Consider the following 17,919-nt stretch of genomic DNA (forward strand, 5'->3'; position numbering starts at 1 on the left):
TACGCCTACGCCGCCCGCGTAAGGCGGTTCGCCAGCGTCGACATCGTGTACGTACCGATGCCCAGGACGACTTCGAGGGCGTTGCGCTCGGTGTAGCCGTGCGCGAAGAACTCCTTCAGGGCGGCGTCGTCGACCCCGCCCGCCGTGGCGAGGACGCTGAGCGTGAACTGCCGTACCGCTTCAAGGCGTTCGTCGTCCAGCGGCCGCTGTTCCCGCAGAGCCGCGATCACCCCCGTCTCCGCGCCCAGCTTCCGCAGCTTGCCCGTGTGCATCGTGACGCAGATGTGGCAGTCGTTGCGCACGGCGACCGTCATGATGACGACCTCCCGGGCGACGGGGTCGAGGGTCGCGCGCTCGAAGGACGCGCTCAACTCAAGAAAACCATTGAGGAGTTCGGGCGACTCCGCGAGGCGGGCGACCGCGTCCGGCACCTTCCCGAAGGCGGCGGCGGTGTTCTCCATGGCCTGACGCGAGGCAGGCGGTGCGGTTTCCAGCGTGTGCTCGGCAAACATCACGTACCCCTTGAAGGCCTCTAAGGTGGACAACATGGTTGACGAAAAGAAGGTAAACCAGGTTGTCGATACTGGCAAGGAGGAAGGCGAGAGGAAGGACACGGGGAACCCCGAAGGGAACGGCCGGGGCTACGAGCTCCCCCTCCTCCTCTTCGCCGGCTTCCGCACCCTCATCGACCGCCTGCACGCCGAACTCGCCCACCAGGGCCACCCCGACGTCCGCCCCGCCCACGGCTTCGCGATGCAGGCCATCGGGGCCGAAGGCGCCACCGCCAGCGACATCGGGCGCCGCCTCGGCGTCTCCAAGCAGGCCGCGGGCAAGACCGTCGACCGCCTCATCGCCCTCGGCTACGCACACCGCACGGACGACCCGGCCGACGCCCGCCGCAAGCTGATCCGCCTCACCCCGCACGGCATCGACGCGCTGCGCCGGTCGGCGGCGATCTTCGAGGAGCTGCGGGCGGAGTGGGCCGAGGCCATCGGCGTACGACGCCTCGGCGCCCTGGAGGACGACCTGCGCACCGTCGTCCCACCGGAGGCGTTCCGGCTCGACGCGGCGGGGTGGCTGGGCGGCGCGTGACCGGACGCGACCTCGCCTCCGTGCGTATCGCTGCGCTGCGCGGCTGCACCTGATCGAGGGGCAGCCGGGGAGGAGCGCCACGATATCGACCTGGCCGGCACCGTCGTCGACCTGGCCCTCAAAGCCGACGAATTCCCCCGCGACTGACCCGGGCCGCCCCAACTCCCCTTGCCTATAGCCCACTCCAAGGCATTGGCTGGGCCCCCATGAGGTACACACAACTCGGCCGCACGGGACTCAAGGTCAGCCGGCTCACGCTCGGGACCATGAACTTCGGGCCGCAGACCAACGACGCCGACAGCCACACGATCATGGACGCTGCGCTCGGCGCGGGCGTCAACTACTTCGACACCGCCAACGTCTACGGCCAGACCGTCGGCAAGGGCCGCACGGAAGAGATCATCGGCACCTGGTTCGCCCAGGGCGGCGGACGGCGCGACAAGGTCGTCCTCGCCACCAAGGTGTACGGGAACATGACCCCGGACGGCGAGCCGACCTGGCCCAACCACGACCGGCTCTCCGCGCTCAACATCCGCAGGGAGGTCGAGGCCAGCCTCAGGCGGCTGCAGACCGACCACATCGACATCTACCAGTTCCACCACATCGACCGGCAGACGCCGTTCGAGGAGATCTGGCAGGCCATCGACACCCTCGTCGCACAGGGCAAGATCCTCTACGCCGGATCGTCCAACTTCCCCGGCTACAAGATCGCCCAGGCCAACGAGACCGCCCGGCGCCTCGGCAGCTACGGCCTCGTGAGCGAGCAGTGCCTCTACAACCTCGCCGTGCGCGACGCCGAGATGGAGGTCATCCCGGCCGCACAGGACTACGGCGTCGGCGTCATCCCGTGGTCCCCACTGCACGGCGGCCTGCTCGGCGGCGTCCTGAAGAAGGAGGGCGAGGGCTCACGCCGCACCGGCGGTCGCGCCGCGGCCGAGCTCGCCAAGCCGGAGGTCCGCGCGCGGGTCCAGGCGTACGAGGATCTGCTCGACAAGCACGGCCTGGAGCCCGGCGAGGTCGCGCTCGCCTGGCTGCTGACCCGGCCCGGCGTCACCTCACCGATCGTCGGCCCGCGCACCGCGGACCAGCTGACCTCGGCGCTGCGCGCCGTCGAGCTCGACCTCTCCCAGGAGCTCCTCGCCTCGCTGGACGAGATCTTCCCGGGACCCGGCCCTTCGCCGGAGTCGTTCGCCTGGTAGCCGTCACCGGCACGGCAGTACGCGGGACGGCCCGCGTTCGACTAACCGAACGCGGCCGCCACCGCCACCACGACGAACATCAGCACGAGCACACCGGCCATGATCCGGTTCCTGGTTTTCGGGTCCACGTAGTCGAGGTTAACCGGCGCCGCCCGGCGCCCCCGCGCCGCCTCCCAGGGCCCACCGCCCGACGACCTCATAGCGCGGCCGCTCCCCCGGCACCCCGCTCCTGGGCAGATTGCTGCGTACGAGAGCCAGCTCCCCCACCGTCCACACCGCGCCCTCGAAGGGCCGAAGGGCATCGACGTACGGCCCGAGATCCGTCTCGCCACGGCCGCGCGCCAGCGTCAGGTGGGGGCGGTAGTGCCGGTGCCGCTCCTCCATCGCGATACCCGCCTTGCGCGCCGCCGCGTCCGCCCGCGCGGCAAGCAGGCGCAGCGCGGCCACGTCGCCCGCGGCGCCCGCCCACAGCGCCCGCCCCCCGAAGTGCCCGCCGCCGCGCAGAGCGAGCGGGAAGGGGGACGTCCGGTGCGCCGCCCGCTCCAGGCGTACGGAGAGGTCCGGCACCGTCTCGTCGGCCACCTCCGCCATGAAGGCGAGCGTGAAGTGCCAGCCGTCACGCCCGGTCCAGCGCAGCTCGTCCGCGCCGGGCAGGGCCTTCAACTCGGCTGCGGCCGCGGCCAGTTCGCGGCTCGCGGAGTCGGGCGGGAGAACCGCGGCGAAGAGTCTCATGACGGAAAGTCTCCCTGGACCGGACGCGAACGACTCACCTAGCCTCCCCTCATGGATCACACGGGTCACATAGATCACATGGGTCACATGGATCATGCAGGTCACACAGACCACACGGAACACATAGAGCACACAGGGCACATCAGCATCAGAGAAGGCGGCGCAGACGACATTCCCGCGATCCTCGGCCTGTTCGACGGCGCGGTCGCCTGGCTCGTGTCGCGGGGCCGCACAGGACAGTGGGGCACCAAGCCCTGGTCCACCAACCCGAACGCCGTGGCGATGGTCGAGAAGTACGTGACCACGGGCGCCCCCTGGATCGCCGAGATCGACGGCACCGTGGCGGGCACGCTGACCCTCACCGACGCACCCGGGTCATACGTCGCCCCGGCCCAGGAACCCGAGCGGTACGTGCATCTGCTGGCCTCGGACCGGCGGTTCGCCGGACGCGGGGTGGGTGCCGCCCTGCTCGCGCACGCGGTGGCGGAGACCCGCAGGCAGGGCGTCCGGCTGCTCAGGGTCGACTGCTACGCGGGCGACGACCGGGCACTCGTCGCCTACTACGAACGCAACGGCTTCACCGCCACCGAGGCCTTCACGGGCCCCGACGGCAGGTGGCCGGGCCAGATCCTGGCCCGGCACCTGTGACCGGCACCGCACGACCGAGAGGCGCCGCACGGCCAAGAGACACCGCACGGCCAGGAGGCGCCGCACGGCCAGGAGGCGCCGCACGGCATCACGCCGCGGTCGCCAGCTCCCGCTCCCTCGGCACGAACTGCACGTGCTGCCGGCCGCGGCGCAGGTCCACCTTGAGCCGCAGGTTCGCGGCGCGCCCCAGCATCAAGCCGACGCCCACCGCGGCGAGCGCGCAGACGAGACCGCCGACGGCCATGCTGACCCGGACGCCGTAGGCATCGGCGAGCCAGCCGAAGAGCGGCCCGCCGAGCGGCGTACCGCCGGTGAAGACCATCATGAACAGCGACATGACACGGCCCCGCATCTCCGGGTCCGTGGCCATCTGGACCGAGGAGTTGGCGGTGACGTTCACCGTCAGGCCGAGGATGCCGATCGGGACGATCAGCGCGACGAACAGCCACAGGTCGGGCGCGAAGGCCGCGACGATCTGCAGCACGCCGAAGGCGACGGCCGCCCCGGCGAGCAGCCGCAGCCGCGAGGTGCCGCGCCGTGCGGCGAGCAGCGCGCCGGCCAGCGAGCCGATCGCCATCAGGGTGTTGAAGAGCCCGTACATCCCCACGCCGCCGTGGAAGATGTCGTCCGCGAAGGCGCTCAGCCAGATCGGGAAGTTGAAGCCGAACGTGCCGATGAAGCCGACGAGGACGATCGGCCAGATCAGCTCGGGGTTCTTCGACACGTAGTTCAGGCCCTCCCGCAGCTGCCCCTTGCCACGCGACCCCCGCGCGGTGTGGTGCAGCTCGCCGGTGCGCATCAGCATCAGGCCGGTGAGCGGTGCGAGGAAGGACAGGCCGTTGGCGAGGAACGCCCAGCCGGGTCCGACGGCGGCGGTCAGCGCGCTCGCCACCGCGGGGCCGATGAGCCGCGCGGACTGGAAGTTCGCGGAGTTCAGCGAGACGGCGTTGCGGACCTGGTCGGGCCCCACCATCTCGGACACGAAGGACTGCCGCGTCGGGTTGTCGACGACGGTGACGAGGCCGGTGAAGAAGGCCGCGAAGTAGACGTGCCAGACCTGGACGTGGCCGCTGAGCGTGAGCGCGGCGAGGAAGAGCCCGCTGAGGCTCATCGCGCCCTGGGTGAGGAAGAGCAGATTGCGCTTGGCGAACCGGTCGGCGATCACGCCGCCGTACAGGCCGAAGAGCAGCATCGGCAGGAACTGCATGGCCGTGGTGATACCGACGGCCGCGGAGGATCCGGTCAGGCTCAGCACCAGCCAGTCCTGGGTGATGCGGGCCATCCAGGTGCCGGTGTTGGAGACGACGGCGCCGGTCGCGAAGAGCCGGTAATTGCGGATCTTCAGCGAGCTGAACATCGAAGTCTTGCGGGGGCGGACAGGGTTGTCGAGGGCGGTTGGTGCGGGGGCGGAGTCTGCTCCGGATCCCGTACTCAAAGTGGGTTCGCCTCCTTGGGCATACGTACGTCTCCCGCGGGCGGGGCGGGAGTGCCCGCGGGGTGCCGCGGGACTACAGGTGCGCGAGCTTCTCCAGGACGGGTGCGGCCGCGCGCAGCCGCTCCCACTCGTCCTCGTCGAGGTGCTCGACCAGACCGGCCAGCCAGGCGTTCCGCTTGCGGCGGCTCTCCTCGAGCATGGCCTCGGCGGTCTCGGTCTGGGTCACCACCTTCTGGCGGCGGTCCTCGGGGTGCGGCTCGAGCCGGACCAACCCCTTGGCCTCGAGCAGGGCGACGATGCGGGTCATCGACGGCGGCTGCACATGCTCCTTGCGGGCGAGCTCGCCCGGAGTGGCACTGCCGCAGCGGGCAAGGGTGCCGAGCACCGACATCTCGGTGGGGCTCAGCGACTCGTCGACGCGCTGGTGCTTGAGTCGACGGGACAGGCGCATCACAGCGGAGCGCAAGGCGTTCACGGCGACGGCGTCGTCACCATGGGAGAGGTCCGGCATGTTTGTTAGCGTAACTCATTACCCTCGCTAAAGACCACTCGGTTTCCCGTGGCTTGGATACCGAACCCTTTCGTCACCCATATGAGTGAGTCGACTTCGGAAAGCGACGCATCCGCCCTCGGGGCCCGTGGACCCTGTCTCGCATGGGATCGACAGTGCTCAGCCTGCGGATAGACGGTGAGCTGCTCGACCGGCTCCGACAGCACGCGGCCAAAAGAGGAATGAGCGTCCAGGACTATGTGGTCCGGACGCTCATTCGGGATGACTTCGACGAACGATTCAAGACGTCCGTCGAGGAGACAGAGAAGTTCTACGGGGTCGCGTAGACGCCGCGCCCCTTCGGCTTCGGGCGCTTACGTCAGGTTCAGCGCCGGCATCAGGTAGTAGAAGGCGAACACCGCCGACACCACGTACATCGCCACCGGCACCTCGCGACCGCGGCCCGCGGCGAGACGCAGCACAGTGAAGGCGATGAAGCCCATGCCGATGCCGTTCGTGATCGAGTACGTGAACGGCATCATCAGCATCGTCACGAACGCGGGGATCGCGATCGTGTAGTCGCTCCAGTCGATCGCCCGGATGGAACCGGACAGGATCAGGAAGCCCACCGCGAGCAGCGCGGGCGTGGCCGCCTGGGACGGGACCATCGTGGCGAGCGGCGTGAGGAACAGCGCCACGGCGAAGAGCCCGCCCGTGACGACGTTCGCGAAGCCCGTGCGGGCCCCTTCGCCGACGCCCGCCGTGGACTCCACGAAGCAGGTGGTGGCCGAGGCGGACGAGGCGCCGCCCGCGGCGACCGCGATGCCGTCGACGAAGAGGACCTTGTTGATGCCGGGCATGTTGCCGTTGGCATCGGTCAGCTCGGCCTCGTCGCCGATGCCCATGATCGTGCCCATCGCGTCGAAGAAGCACGAGAGCAGCACGGTGAAGACGAAGAGGATGCCGGTCAGGACGCCGACCTTCTCGAAGCCGCCGAAGATGCTGATCTCGCCGACGAGCCCGAAGTCCGGGGTGGAGACCGGGTTGCCGGGCCACTCCGGGCTGGTCAGACCCCAGGAGGGGATGTCCGCGACGGAGTTGATGATCATCGCGACGATCGTCATGACGACGATGCTGATGAGGATGGCGCCGGGCACCTTGCGCACCATGAGGGCCAGGGTGAGCAGCACGCCGAGCACGAAGACGAGGACGGGCCAGCCGTTGAGGTGCCCGTCGCCGCCGAGCTGCAGCGGGACGGTGGTGTGCGCGGCGTCCGGGATGCGCGAGACGAAGCCGGAGTCGACGAGGCCGATCAGCATGATGAAGAGGCCGATGCCGATCGCGATGCCCTTGCGCAGCCCGAGCGGCACGGCGCTCATCACGCGTTCGCGCAGGCCGGTCGCGACCAGCAGCATCACGACGAAGCCCGCGAGGACGACCATGCCCATCGCGTCGGGCCACGACATGCGGGGCGCGAGCTGGAGGGCGACCACGGTGTTCACGCCGAGGCCCGCGGCGAGCGCGATCGGGACGTTGCCGATGACGCCCATGAGGAGCGTGGTGAAGGCCGCCGTCAGCACGGTCGCGGTGACCAGCTGCTTGTTGTCGAGCTGGTGCCCGTACATGTCCTTCGCGCTGCCCAGGATGATCGGGTTCAGCACGATGATGTAGGCCATCGCGAAGAAGGTGGCGAAGCCGCCGCGCACCTCGCGGGCGAGCGTGGACCCCCGCTCGGAGATCTTGAAGTACGCGTCGAGCCCGTTCTTCGGGGGCTGCGGCGGCTCTTTGCTGGCGTCGACCGGGGCAGTGGCCGAGGAAGGCATGCGGGACCTCGTGAACTCAGGGAAGGGAAAGATCGTTAAGCATTTACTTCCGGTCGATTTGGAACTTCGTACGAAAGCAACCGGCCATTAACGAGCCGTTTCAGTATGAATACATGAGGCGGAAATCGCTATCTCCGCGCGTAGACCCTTGAGGCACAAGGGGTGTAAGGGGCGCCGCCCACGCCTCGTAAGCTGTACGCATGGCGAAGTGGACCCCTAAGCACGAGGCGCCGGAGCCCCTGGAGGGCCCCGTGGTCGCCACCATCACGGGCGGCACGATCCTCTGGTTCGTCCTCTTCCTGGCCCAGCTCCCGTTTTACGGCTGGTTCGACGACCGCGACGCGACCTGGTGGATCTGGACCTGCCTGGCCGGCGGCGGACTCGGCCTCATCGGCGTCTGGTACGTACGGGGGCGCGACGCCGCGATCAAGAGGGCGAAGGTCACTTCGGAAGGCGCGCGGCCCCAGTAGTCCGTACAACCACGGGACGGGACGGGTCCTACCGTGGTCGGATCTTTGGGGCATTCAAGGGGTGAAGCCCCAAGACCACGCTTACCGTCGAATGCATGACGCATATCGACGCGGGCGCCGAACTCGACCCGGTCCACCCGGTGCCACCCCCGACGCGGGCCACCGGCCTGACCACCGCGGAGGTCGCCGAGCGGGTCGCTCGCGGCGAGATCAACGACGTACCCGTACGCAGCTCGCGCTCCCTGAGCGAGATCGTCAGGGCGAACGTCTTCACCCGCTTCAACGCGATCATCGGCGTGCTCTGGGTGATCATGCTGTTCGTCGCGCCGATCCAGGACAGCCTCTTCGGCTTCGTGATCGTCGCCAACACCGGCATCGGCATCATCCAGGAGTGGCGCGCCAAGAAGACCCTGGACGGACTCGCCGTCATCGGCGAGGCCAAGCCGACCGTGCGGCGCGACGGCAGGGCCACCGAGGTCTCCACCTCCGAGATCGTCCTCGGCGACGTCATCGAACTCGGCCCCGGCGACAAGATCGTGGTCGACGGCGAGGCCGTGGAGACCGACAGCCTCGAAGTCGACGAGTCACTCCTGACCGGTGAGGCCGACCCGGTCATCAAGAAGCCCGGCGACAAGATGATGTCCGGCTCGTTCGTGGTCGCGGGCGGCGGCGCGTTCACCGCCACCAAGGTCGGCCGCGAGGCGTACGCCGCACAGCTCGCCGAGGAGGCCAGCCGCTTCACGCTCGTCCACTCCGAGCTGCGCTCCGGCATCTCCACGATCCTCAAGTACGTGACGTGGCTGATGGTGCCGACCTCCATCGGCCTGGTGATCTCCCAGCTCGTCGTCAAGGACGACAACGTCAAGGAGTCCATCGCCTACACGGTCGGCGGAATCGTCCCGATGATCCCCGAGGGGCTCGTGCTCCTGACCTCCGTGGCCTTCGCGATCGGTGTGATCAGGCTCGGCCGCCGGCAGTGCCTCGTGCAGGAACTCCCGGCGATCGAGGGCCTGGCCCGCGTCGACACGGTCTGCCTCGACAAGACCGGCACCCTCACCGAGGGCGGCATGGACGTCACCGAGCTGCGCCCCCTCAACGGCAGCGACGAGGCATACGTACGCACGGTCCTCGGCGCCCTCGGCGAATCCGACCCGCGGCCCAACGCCTCGCTCCAGGCGATCATCGACGCCTACCCCGACAGCGAGGACTGGCGCTGCACGGAGTCCCTGCCCTTCTCCTCGGCCCGCAAGTACAGCGGCGCCTCCTTCAGCGAGGGCGACGGCACCACGTCGACCTGGCTGCTCGGCGCGCCCGACGTGCTGCTTCCCGAGGGCGACCCCTCCCTCGCCGAGATCGAGGAGCTCAACCACCAGGGCCTGCGCGTCCTGCTGCTCGCCCGCGCGGCAGGCGACCTCGACGACCCGGACGTGGCCGCGGGGGCGCGCGCCACCGCCCTGGTCGTCCTGGAGCAGCGCCTTCGCCCCGACGCCGCCGACACCCTGCGCTACTTCGAGGAGCAGGACGTCGCCGCCAAGGTCATCTCCGGTGACAACGCCGTCTCGGTGGGCGCCGTCGCGGGCAAGCTCGGGCTGCCCGGCGCGGAGAACACCGTCGACGCGCGCAGGCTCCCCACCGACAAGGAGGAGATGGCGAAGACGCTGGACGACCACACCGTCTTCGGCCGGGTCACCCCGCAGCAGAAGCGGGACATGGTGGGCGCCCTCCAGTCGCACGGCCACACGGTCGCGATGACGGGCGACGGCGTGAACGACGTGCTGGCCCTGAAGGACGCCGACATCGGTGTGAGCATGGGCTCGGGTTCGGAGGCGACCCGCGCCGTGGCCCAGATCGTGCTCCTCAACAACAGCTTCGCGACGCTGCCCTCGGTCGTCGCGGAGGGCCGCCGCGTCATCGGCAACATCACGCGCGTCGCCACGCTGTTCCTGGTGAAGACCGTCTACTCGGTGATCATCGCCCTGCTGGTGGTCTGTTCACAGGTCGAGTACCTCTTCCTGCCGCGCCACCTGACGCTGCTCTCCACCCTCACCATCGGCGTCCCCGCGTTCTTCCTGGCCCTCGCGCCCAACAAGGAGCGGGCCAAGCCCCACTTCGTACGAAGGGTCATGCGGTACGCCATCCCGGGCGGCGTCATCGCGGGCCTCGCGACCTTCGCGACGTACCTCCTGGCCCGGCACCACTACGAGGGCGCGGGCGCGCGGGAAGCCGAGACCAGCGCGGCGACCCTGGCGCTGTTCCTGATCGCCATGTGGGTGCTCGCCATCATCGCCCGCCCCTACACGTGGTGGCGGATCTGCCTGATCGGCGCGATGGGTCTCGGCTTCCTGCTCGTCCTGACCGTGCCCTGGCTCCAGGACTTCTTCCAGCTGAAGCTGGTGGGCACGACGATGCCGTGGGCGGCGGTCGCGATCGCGGCGGTGGCCTCACTGCTCATCGAGGTCGTCTACCGCTGGGTGGACCGCCGCTTTCCCGCCTGACGGCAGGGGCGGCTGCTGCTACTGGACGTCCACGAAGTCGCTCGTCGAGGTGACGGCCGGGGTCGTGGACGTACCGGCGAAGACGTAGCGGTAGTAGCCGTCGGCGGAGGCCGTCACCGTGGTCTTCAGGTTGCCCTTGGTGTCGGACTTGACCGTCTTGAGGGTCGTGTAGCTGCTGGTGCCCTTCTTCTTGTACTGCAGCTTCACGTCCTGCTTGGTGTAGCCCGCGTACTTCGAGGTGTCCCAGTTGGCGCGGGTCAGGGCGCCGGTGACGGTGAGGGTCTTGCCCTTCTTGACGGGCTCCGGGGAGGCGTTGGTGGTCAGCTTGGCGGCACGCTTGACGGAGTGGGACTGGAAGTTCTCCACGAAGAACTCGTTGTCCTGGCCGTCCACCGCGCCCACGGCGACCTTCCACTTGCCCGCGAGGACATTGCCGTAGATGTTGTCCTTCGGGTTGGCGATGATCTCGATCGTGCAGGTCGAGGTGGTCTCGTCGGCCTTGACACAGTCGGCGTCCTGGACGCCGTCCGGCGGGGTGATCGCACCGTCGATCTTCGTCTCGAAGTCGCTGCCGTGCCACAGGAAACCGATGGAGTCCTTGATGCCGTCGGGGTCGGTCAGGGTGACCGCGACCTTGACGAACTTCGTCTTCGTGGTGCCGACCACGATGTCCTTGCCGCCGTTGACGACGACCTTCGTGACCTTGGTGTCGGAAGCGCCCGCGGCGGACGGGGCGTTCGCGACGAACGGGGACAGGTTCGGAGCGCTCGGCTCGTCGGCCGCGGTGGCGGCGGGAACAGCGAGGGCCGAAAGGGCCAGGGCGCCGGAAACGGCGGCCACAGTGGCACGGATACGCATGTTGTTTCCCCTGTTGCAAAGGGAGCTCGCGGTGCATTGCGACTGCCGTCACGCGAGTCCCGAATGATCTAGGAGTCTGTTGACTCGGAAGATCAGACCCTCGACAGGGGCGGCTGGTTGTACAGCGGGCAAACATTTTGTGACCGAGTAATGGAATGTCAGATTCCACCCCATTCGAGCAGTCCGAAAAGGGGCGGAACCTGACATTCAATTCAGCGGACCTCAGTCGAACCAGCGGTCCCGCGCCAACTCATCGGTCCGCGAAGGATCTTCGAGCAGCGCCGCCACCTCGAAGCGGCGCGGCCACTGACCCGCCGCCCAGGCGAGCCCCGCCGCGACACCCTCCAGCGTCGCCGCGTGCACCGTGCCGTCCGGGGTGCGCCGCCAGTCCAGCTCCACGCCGCCCGCGACCAGTTCCTCGTGCTCGACGTACGTCTCCGGGGTCGCCGCCCCGAGCAGGATCCGCACCGCCTGAGGCACCGCGTGCTCGACGCCCTCGCCCGCCGGTTCGACGGCCGCCGTCTCGCTCAGGCGCCGCACCTGGAACAGCTCCGCCAGGTCCCCGGCCTTGCGGGGCGCCACGGGCAGCAGCGCCACACCGCCGGCCAGCGGCAGCAGGTCGGGGGCGTCGGCGACCACCGCGTCCGCCGCGTCGACCACCACGACCTCGCCGTCCACCACCGCGCGCAGCTCGTCGGGGAGCGTCACCTGCTGCGGGTCGAGATCCGCCAGGGCGCCGTACAGGGCGTGCAGTTGAGCGGCGGAAACGGTCCGCTCCGGGTCCGCGAGGCGGTCGAGCAGCTCGGCGGCGCCGCCCGGCTCCTCAAGCAGGGCGGCGACGGAGGTCCGTACGCCGAGGGCCCGCAGCACCTGCTCGTCGCCGAAGCCGGACGCGTCCGCGGCGTCGTACAGGCCCACGAGGAGCGGATCGCCGCCCTCCGCGCGCAGCCCTGCGGGGCGGCGGCCGCCGAGCACCGGATTGCCGCGCAGCCACCACGCCGTGTACGAGCGGACGGTCTCCGTCGTGCCGTCCGGAAGCAGCACCCGCAGCGGCTGCGTCAGCGCGTCGCGCAGCGGCGGACGCGAGAGCATCGCAAGGGCCTGCGGCCAGCGGTCCTCGTCGACCAGATCGAGATCCCGCACGGCGACGATCTCCGTGGCCACCGGCGGCACCGGGGCGTCGGGCAGCCGGTCGAGCACGTCCTCGCACCACACGTCCACGGCATCCAGGAGACCCGCGTCGTCCGGCTCGGCGAAGTCGCCCTCACGGGGCTCCAGTTCATCGGGGTCGAGGACGACATCGGTGGCGTGTACGAGGGCGAAGGTGGCGAGCACACCACACGCCGCCAGCGGCTGCTCGCCCCAGCGGTCGGCCAACTCCTGGTCGGCGAGGGCGAGTTCGTCGTCCCCCATGACCTCGGCGAAGGCGCCACCCGGCAGCACGAGCTCACCCGCGGGGGCGAGCTCGCCGTCCTCGTCGGGCAGGGCGAGGGCGCCCAGCCACGGCTCGTCGCCCGGCGCGAGGTTCGCGTCCCGTACGAGGCCGAGCACGACCTCCGCCAACTCCTCGGCGTCCAGCGCCTCTTCGTCCCAGGTGTCGTCGTCCAGGGAGGCCGCCACGGCGGCGCGCACCTGCGGCGTGGTGAGCACGGCGCGGGGCGTCGCGGGCAGCGCGCCGAGCTTCTCCAGGAGGGGGTGGGCGGCGTCCGGGTGGGCGACCTTCAGACCCAGGCGGGCGAGGGAGGCAGGGTCGCGCTCGTCGCCGGACGCGGGGAGCAGCACCTGCCGCGGCCCGATCGTCGTACGCCGGTCGGCCAGCGGCACCGGAAGCCCGGAGAGCCGGTCGGGGTCGACCCCGGCCAGGGTGTCGTACAGCCGCCGCCACCAGTCCGGCTCCTTCTCCAGACCGGCGAGGCGGTCGATCGCCTCGGTCAGCGGGACGCGGGCGACGCCGAGGGTGCGCAGCTCGGCGCGGCGCTCGAGGCCCGCGGGCAGCAGGCTCGGGAGCACCTCGGCGAGGACCCGGACGGTGTCGGCCCCCGCGCCCTCCACGACCTCCGCGTCACGGGGCCGCAGGACTTCAGGGAGCTCCTCCTCGTCGCCTTCCGCCCGGGGCAGGGCGGGGGGCAAAAAGGCGGTGCGCGGCAGCCGCTCCAGGATGCCGTGGCGCAGCGCGCCGTCGACCTCGCTCTTGCCGAGCGGACCGGGCACGAGACCGATGATCTCCTCCGTCACCGGCCGCCAGTCGGCGAGGAGTTCGACGTACGCGTCGGCCGCGCGCTCCACCAGGAAGTCGGCGAGGGGCCCTGCGGCGACGTGCCGCCGGGCGGTGTCCAGCGGGAACGACGCGATGAGCAACGCCGGTACGCCCAGCGGCTCGTCGCTCGGCGTCGGCGCGTGCACGACGGGGGTGGTGCGGGGGCGCTCCGGGGTTCCGTCGGGCCCCGCGGGTACGGCCCAGGTGACGGACCAGTGCGGGCGCAACCGCTCCTCGACGGGCCGGTCCTTCAACAGGGCGGCGTCGAGGGGGCCTTGCCGACTGGCGGTACGCCAACGGGTCGTACCGTCACGGCTGTCCTCGACGACGGTGTACGGGGCTTCGGAGCGGCGCCGCAGGGTGCGGGTGGCGCCGTCGGGGGTGTGGATGCTGACTTCCTCCAGCCCGGGCAGGGCGAGGAGCAGAGCATCGTCGACACCGTCGAGGAGGCGGGCCACCAGGTCCTCGGCGGCGGCGTCGCGCAGGGGCAGGATGACGACGGTGTCGTAGCCGTCCGGGGCGGTGCCCTCGGCGGCCATCGGGAGGCGGAGCAGCGGTACGTGGCCGTCCCTGCGCCGCACCTCGTCGCCGAGGCCGGGGCTGAACCGGGCGGTCTCCGCGGTGAGTTCGCGTGCCTCGGACAGGGACCAGCGGACGCCGCCGGTGCGGCCGACGACGGCGGGCTCGTCGGTGACGGCGAGCACGGCGGCGAACCCGACGCCGAAGCGGCCGACGCTCGTGCTCGCGCTCGTCTCGTGTCCCTCCCGCTTCGCGGAGGCTCGGAGGGTGGAGAGGGACTCGACGCCGGCGGCGTCGAGGGGGGCGCCGCGGTTGGCGGCGGCGAGGACTCCGTCGCGCAGGGTCAGGGCGAGGCGTCCGGGGACGCCCGCGCGGGCGGCGGCGTCGGAGGCGTTCTGGGCGAGCTCGACGACGAGGCGGTCGCGGTAGCCGCCGAGGGCGAGGTCCTCCTCGGCGTTGGCGTCCTCACGGAAGCGGGCCGGGGCGGCGGCCCAGGCGTCGAGGACTCCGCGGCGGAGGCGGGCGGTGCCGAAGGGGTCGGTGCCCTCGGCCGCCGGCCGCACGGTCTTGCTCACGGTGGTCTGCTCTCCTCTGCGATGGCGCTGCGCTGGCTTGGGCGGTGGCTCTTGGCTCTGCGGCGGAACGCTACCGCTTCCCGCGGGGGTCCCAGCGGGCGTGGCTTCCGCTCGGCGGCGGGGGTGGGTGGGCTTGCACCCGGGTGCGTCCCTCACCAAAGCTTCGCCACTCCGGGGCGGGGGGGTGGGCTTGCGCCCGGGTACGTCCCTCCACCGAAGCTTCGCCACTCCGGGGCCGGGGTGGGCTTGCACCCGGGTACGTCCCTCCACCGAAGCTTCGCCGCGTACGTGCACGCCTGGAACATCCCTCGCCGAAGCTTCGCCGCCCCGCGGCAGGTTTCCCGCCCACCCACCCGTTTGCCCTGCATCAAAAGGGCGGGCGGGTGGGGACAACGCCGCGAAGCGGCGACGCGGGAGCTGTCCGATGCCGGAGGAGCCCACGCTCCAGGAGCAACCGATGACACCGGGTACGCCCCACAACGCCCCAGCCGAGAGAAACCGCCCCACACCACCGCCCGCAAACACGGCCCCGCCCCGCAACAGGGACCGCTCAGCCTCCGGGCCTAGGAATGGCCGAGGTCCTCGCTCGGCCCCTCCGCGCTCACCGAGCCGGAGTCCGCCGCCGGGCGAAGCGGCAGGACGTCCACCTTCGTCTCGTCGAGAACCGGCGGCGCCGGCCGCGGCGGCTTCGGCATGACCGCTGCCTCCGAGTGCCCACCGCACCCGTACGACAACGAGACGACACGACCGTCCGCAGGGCCGAACTCATTGGCGCAGACCCCGAACGCCTGCCCGAGCGACCCGCCGATCGGCAACAGGAACCCACAGCTCGCGCACCCCGCAGGGGCCGCTTGCGCCATCGGGGTCTTCGCGCCGTACGCCTCGTCCCAGCGATCGGCGGCGACATGCAGGCCGTAGCGGGACAGGACCCTCGCCCGCCGCATGCCCAGCTCGTCGGCGACCGCCGCGATCGAGCCGCGCGCGGGCGCGACCGGCAGATCGGCCGGCGGCCCCGCCGTGACCTCGGCGTCCTCCGCCTCGACGAGATCCGCCAGTTCCTGAGAAGCCACGGCCTGCGACACCACGGAGTTCGGCGGCGGCTCCTCCTCGCCGGAGAAACCGGGCTCCAGACGCAGATCCTCCGCGTCCGTCGGCAGCAGGTCGCCGGGGCCCATGTCACCCGGCCGCAGCCGCTCGCTCCACGGCACCCACTCGGGGGCGAGGAGCGCGTCGGGGCCAGGAAGCAGCACCGTCTCGTCGAGCGTGACGACCTTCGCCCGCGAGGCACGGGCGACCGTCACCGCCCAGCGCCAGCCGCGGTAGCCGAACTCCTTGCACTCGAAGAGGTGCGTGACCACACGGTCGCCCTCCACGACGACCTCGACGTGCTCACCGACCACACCGGGCGCGGCGGCCTCCTCGGCCGCAGCACGCGCCAACCCCACCGCCTCGGCGCACAGGCGGTCGGGGGTACGCGGGGTGCGCGGGGTACGGCTTCGCGTTGTCGCTGCGCTCACAAGTATCGCTTCTCTCCTACGCCGTCTCACGAGTGCGCCACCCTTACGCGGGGGTACGGACGGAGCGGACCAGTGGGCCGCGTCAACGTCCGCGCCCGACGTCCTCGGGCGCACCTACGTCATCCATTCTGCGGGATGACCGAGAGGCGCGCGGCCAAGAACAACCGCCGCAGGCGCGCTACGCACGCTACCTTCTCCCGGCCCGTGGGCCTACACCGACGTACGCGACGACCTCCCGCGCCGCTCCCCCGAACCGCCCGCGAACCCACCCACGCCCCGCCTCCGAACCGCCCGCGAACCCGCCCACGAGCCGTCCGCGGAGCAGCCGCGGCACGGCTCACAGCCCGTATCCGCACTAGTCGACCCCCCGAGGGGGCACTATGACGAGGTGGCCCCCACCAGGTCGACGTCCGTAGCAACCGTCTCGCCGGGCCCGGCGAGACGGACCGCGCGTGCGCTGGGCCGGGCCCTGCACTTCCCCTTCACCGGCACGGCCAGGGGAATCCGCAAGGCGACCCACGCCCACGGCGCGGGCGAATCGGGGCTCGGCAAGCTGATCGAGCTGCACGCGGTGAACGGCGCGGGGGACGTCATGATCACCGTCGCGCTCGCCTCCACCGTCTTCTTCTCCGTGCCCACCGACGAGGCCCGCGGCCGCGTCGCCCTCTACCTCGCCATCACGATGGCGCCGTTCACGCTCCTCGCCCCCGTCATCGGCCCGCTCCTGGACCGGCTCCCGCACGGCCGCCGCGCCGCGATGGCCGGCGCGATGCTGGCCCGTGCCCTGCTCGCGCTCGTCCTTTCGGGCGCGGTCGCCACCGGCAGCGTCGAGCTCTACCCCGCGGCGCTCGGCGTCCTCGTCGCCTCCAAGGCGTACGGCGTGGTCAGAAGCGCCGTCGTGCCACGCCTCCTGCCGCCCCGCTTCTCCCTCGTGAAGGCCAATTCGCGGGTCACGCTCGGCGGCCTGCTCGCCACCGCCGTCGCCGCCCCCGTCGGAGCCGGACTGCAGACCATCGGGCCGCGCTGGCCGCTGTTCGGCGCCTTCGTGATCTTCGTGTCCGGGATGTTCCTTTCGTTCTCGCTGCCACGCAAGGTCGACTCGGCCAAGGGCGAGGCGAAGGCGCTGCTCGCCGCCGACGAGGAGCACCTGCATCTGCACGCCCGCACCGAGGCCGCCGCCGACACCACCCGCAAACGCCGCCTCGGACTGCGTACGGTCGGCCCCGCCGTCACCCACGCGCTGGCCGCGAACGCCTCGCTGCGCTGTCTCTCCGGCTTCCTCATCTTCTTCCTGGCGTTCCTGCTGCGCGAGCATCCGCTCACCGGGCAGAGCGCGGCGGTCTCCCTCGGCATCGTCGGCGTCGCGGCCGGCGCGGGCAACGCGCTCGGCACGGCCGTCGGCGCCTGGCTGAAGTCACGGGCACCGGAGGTCATCATCGTGACCGTCGTCGCGGTGGTCCTGGGCGTGGCGATCACGGCCGCGGTGTTCTTCGGAGCGGTGGCCGTCGCCGTCCTCGGCGCGTGCGCGGGCTTCGCGCAGGCCCTGTCGAAGCTGTCCCTGGACGCGCTGATCCAGCGGGACGTCCCCGAACAGGTCCGCACCTCCGCCTTCGCCCGTTCCGAGACGCTGCTCCAGGTGGCCTGGGTGTTCGGCGGCGCCATCGGCATCGCCCTGCCGCTGATCGGGACGCTCGGCCTGTCGGTGGCCGCGGGGATCGTCGCGGTCGGCTGGCTTTCGACCGTACGAGGGCTTCTCGCGACGGCCCGGCAGGGCGCCGACCGCCGCCCCCGGGTGGCGTGAGCGGCACG

15 protein-coding genes are annotated in these 17,919 nt (G+C 71.0%); 7 read left to right on the forward strand and 8 right to left on the reverse strand.

Features of this window, described 5'->3' with window-relative positions; all coding sequences use genetic code 11:
* Window positions 1-5: 5 nt before the first annotated feature.
* Complete coding sequence (locus AB0B50_RS39265) at window positions 6-548, reverse strand: carboxymuconolactone decarboxylase family protein (protein WP_362341041.1); 543 nt, start codon at window positions 546-548, stop codon at window positions 6-8.
* On the opposite strand from AB0B50_RS39265, the gene AB0B50_RS39270 reads away from it, so the two are divergent.
* Both AB0B50_RS39270 and AB0B50_RS39275 read left to right on the forward strand, forming a co-directional pair.
* The gene (locus AB0B50_RS39270; RefSeq protein WP_362341044.1) at window positions 547-1,092 is read left to right on the forward strand and encodes a MarR family transcriptional regulator; all 546 of its coding nucleotides are present in this window, start codon (window positions 547-549) and stop codon (window positions 1,090-1,092) included. The two genes, AB0B50_RS39265 and AB0B50_RS39270, sit on opposite strands and share 2 nt — an antisense overlap.
* 206 nt (window positions 1,093-1,298) lie before the next feature.
* Window positions 1,299-2,291, forward strand: coding sequence for an aldo/keto reductase (locus AB0B50_RS39275; protein ID WP_362341047.1), 993 nt, complete (start codon window positions 1,299-1,301; stop codon window positions 2,289-2,291).
* A 138-nt stretch (window positions 2,292-2,429) separates the two neighbouring features.
* Here the strand turns inward: AB0B50_RS39275 and thpR are convergent, their stop codons facing one another.
* On the reverse strand, window positions 2,430-3,023 hold the full coding sequence (thpR, locus tag AB0B50_RS39280; RefSeq protein ID WP_362341050.1) for an RNA 2',3'-cyclic phosphodiesterase: 594 nt from the start codon (window positions 3,021-3,023) through the stop codon (window positions 2,430-2,432).
* 87 nt (window positions 3,024-3,110) lie between these two features.
* On the opposite strand from thpR, the gene AB0B50_RS39285 reads away from it, so the two are divergent.
* Entirely contained in the window at window positions 3,111-3,671 is a 561-nt protein-coding gene (locus AB0B50_RS39285; RefSeq protein ID WP_362341052.1) for a GNAT family N-acetyltransferase, read from the forward strand.
* Between the two features lie 88 nt (window positions 3,672-3,759).
* Here the strand turns inward: AB0B50_RS39285 and AB0B50_RS39290 are convergent, their stop codons facing one another.
* On the reverse strand, window positions 3,760-5,106 hold the full coding sequence (locus AB0B50_RS39290; protein WP_362341055.1) for an MFS transporter: 1,347 nt from the start codon (window positions 5,104-5,106) through the stop codon (window positions 3,760-3,762).
* Window positions 5,107-5,179: 73 nt separating this feature from the next.
* Window positions 5,180-5,617 carry a MarR family transcriptional regulator gene (locus AB0B50_RS39295; protein WP_362341058.1) on the reverse strand — a complete coding sequence of 146 codons (438 nt, stop codon included), beginning with the start codon at window positions 5,615-5,617 and terminating at the stop codon, window positions 5,180-5,182.
* A gap of 143 nt (window positions 5,618-5,760) precedes the next feature.
* On the opposite strand from AB0B50_RS39295, the gene AB0B50_RS39300 reads away from it, so the two are divergent.
* On the forward strand, window positions 5,761-5,943 hold the full coding sequence (locus AB0B50_RS39300; RefSeq protein WP_362341060.1) for a ribbon-helix-helix protein, CopG family: 183 nt from the start codon (window positions 5,761-5,763) through the stop codon (window positions 5,941-5,943).
* Between the two features lie 27 nt (window positions 5,944-5,970).
* Here the strand turns inward: AB0B50_RS39300 and AB0B50_RS39305 are convergent, their stop codons facing one another.
* Window positions 5,971-7,419: an NCS2 family permease gene (locus AB0B50_RS39305; protein ID WP_362341062.1), complete on the reverse strand. Its 1,449-nt coding sequence runs from the start codon at window positions 7,417-7,419 to the stop codon at window positions 5,971-5,973.
* 200 nt (window positions 7,420-7,619) lie between these two features.
* Here AB0B50_RS39305 and AB0B50_RS39310 point away from each other — a divergent pair, with 200 nt between their 5' ends.
* On the forward strand, window positions 7,620-7,889 hold the full coding sequence (locus tag AB0B50_RS39310) for a DUF2530 domain-containing protein (protein WP_362341065.1): 270 nt from the start codon (window positions 7,620-7,622) through the stop codon (window positions 7,887-7,889).
* 95 nt (window positions 7,890-7,984) lie between these two features.
* Window positions 7,985-10,384: a cation-translocating P-type ATPase gene (locus AB0B50_RS39315; protein ID WP_362341067.1), complete on the forward strand. Its 2,400-nt coding sequence runs from the start codon at window positions 7,985-7,987 to the stop codon at window positions 10,382-10,384.
* 18 nt (window positions 10,385-10,402) lie between these two features.
* On the opposite strand, the gene AB0B50_RS39320 is transcribed toward AB0B50_RS39315, so the two are convergent.
* The 3 genes from AB0B50_RS39320 to AB0B50_RS39330 form a co-directional block, all read right to left on the reverse strand.
* Window positions 10,403-11,242 carry a calcium-binding protein gene (locus AB0B50_RS39320; RefSeq protein ID WP_362341069.1) on the reverse strand — a complete coding sequence of 280 codons (840 nt, stop codon included), beginning with the start codon at window positions 11,240-11,242 and terminating at the stop codon, window positions 10,403-10,405.
* Between the two features lie 222 nt (window positions 11,243-11,464).
* Window positions 11,465-14,593, reverse strand: coding sequence for a molecular chaperone Hsp90 (locus AB0B50_RS39325; protein ID WP_362341072.1), 3,129 nt, complete (start codon window positions 14,591-14,593; stop codon window positions 11,465-11,467).
* A gap of 563 nt (window positions 14,594-15,156) precedes the next feature.
* Window positions 15,157-16,110, reverse strand: a complete 954-nt coding sequence (locus tag AB0B50_RS39330) for a DUF3027 domain-containing protein (RefSeq protein WP_362341074.1) — start codon at window positions 16,108-16,110, stop codon at window positions 15,157-15,159.
* 457 nt (window positions 16,111-16,567) lie between these two features.
* Between AB0B50_RS39330 and AB0B50_RS39335 the strand changes: the two genes are divergently transcribed.
* On the forward strand, window positions 16,568-17,911 hold the full coding sequence (locus tag AB0B50_RS39335) for an MFS transporter (protein ID WP_362341234.1): 1,344 nt from the start codon (window positions 16,568-16,570) through the stop codon (window positions 17,909-17,911).
* The last annotated feature ends 8 nt before the right edge of the window (window positions 17,912-17,919 follow it).

Origin of the sequence: Streptomyces sp. NPDC041068 (assembly GCF_040647455.1) — a bacterium.
Classification (GTDB): Bacteria; Actinomycetota; Actinomycetes; order Streptomycetales; family Streptomycetaceae; genus Streptomyces.

Bases quoted from the DNA above. Each gene is read 5' to 3' on its own strand.
- AB0B50_RS39315 (WP_362341067.1), top strand. From the start codon at position 7,985: ATGACGCATATCGACGCGGGCGCCGAACTCGACCCGGTCCACCCGGTG.
- AB0B50_RS39270 (WP_362341044.1), top strand. From the start codon at position 547: ATGGTTGACGAAAAGAAGGTAAACCAGGTTGTCGATACTGGCAAGGAG.
- AB0B50_RS39310 (WP_362341065.1), top strand. From the start codon at position 7,620: ATGGCGAAGTGGACCCCTAAGCACGAGGCGCCGGAGCCCCTGGAGGGC.
- AB0B50_RS39285 (WP_362341052.1), top strand. From the start codon at position 3,111: ATGGATCATGCAGGTCACACAGACCACACGGAACACATAGAGCACACA.
- AB0B50_RS39275 (WP_362341047.1), top strand. From the start codon at position 1,299: ATGAGGTACACACAACTCGGCCGCACGGGACTCAAGGTCAGCCGGCTC.
- AB0B50_RS39305 (WP_362341062.1), bottom strand. From the start codon at position 7,419: ATGCCTTCCTCGGCCACTGCCCCGGTCGACGCCAGCAAAGAGCCGCCG.
- AB0B50_RS39295 (WP_362341058.1), bottom strand. From the start codon at position 5,617: ATGCCGGACCTCTCCCATGGTGACGACGCCGTCGCCGTGAACGCCTTG.
- AB0B50_RS39320 (WP_362341069.1), bottom strand. From the start codon at position 11,242: ATGCGTATCCGTGCCACTGTGGCCGCCGTTTCCGGCGCCCTGGCCCTT.
- AB0B50_RS39300 (WP_362341060.1), top strand. From the start codon at position 5,761: ATGGGATCGACAGTGCTCAGCCTGCGGATAGACGGTGAGCTGCTCGAC.
- AB0B50_RS39265 (WP_362341041.1), bottom strand. From the start codon at position 548: ATGTTGTCCACCTTAGAGGCCTTCAAGGGGTACGTGATGTTTGCCGAG.
- thpR (WP_362341050.1), bottom strand. From the start codon at position 3,023: ATGAGACTCTTCGCCGCGGTTCTCCCGCCCGACTCCGCGAGCCGCGAA.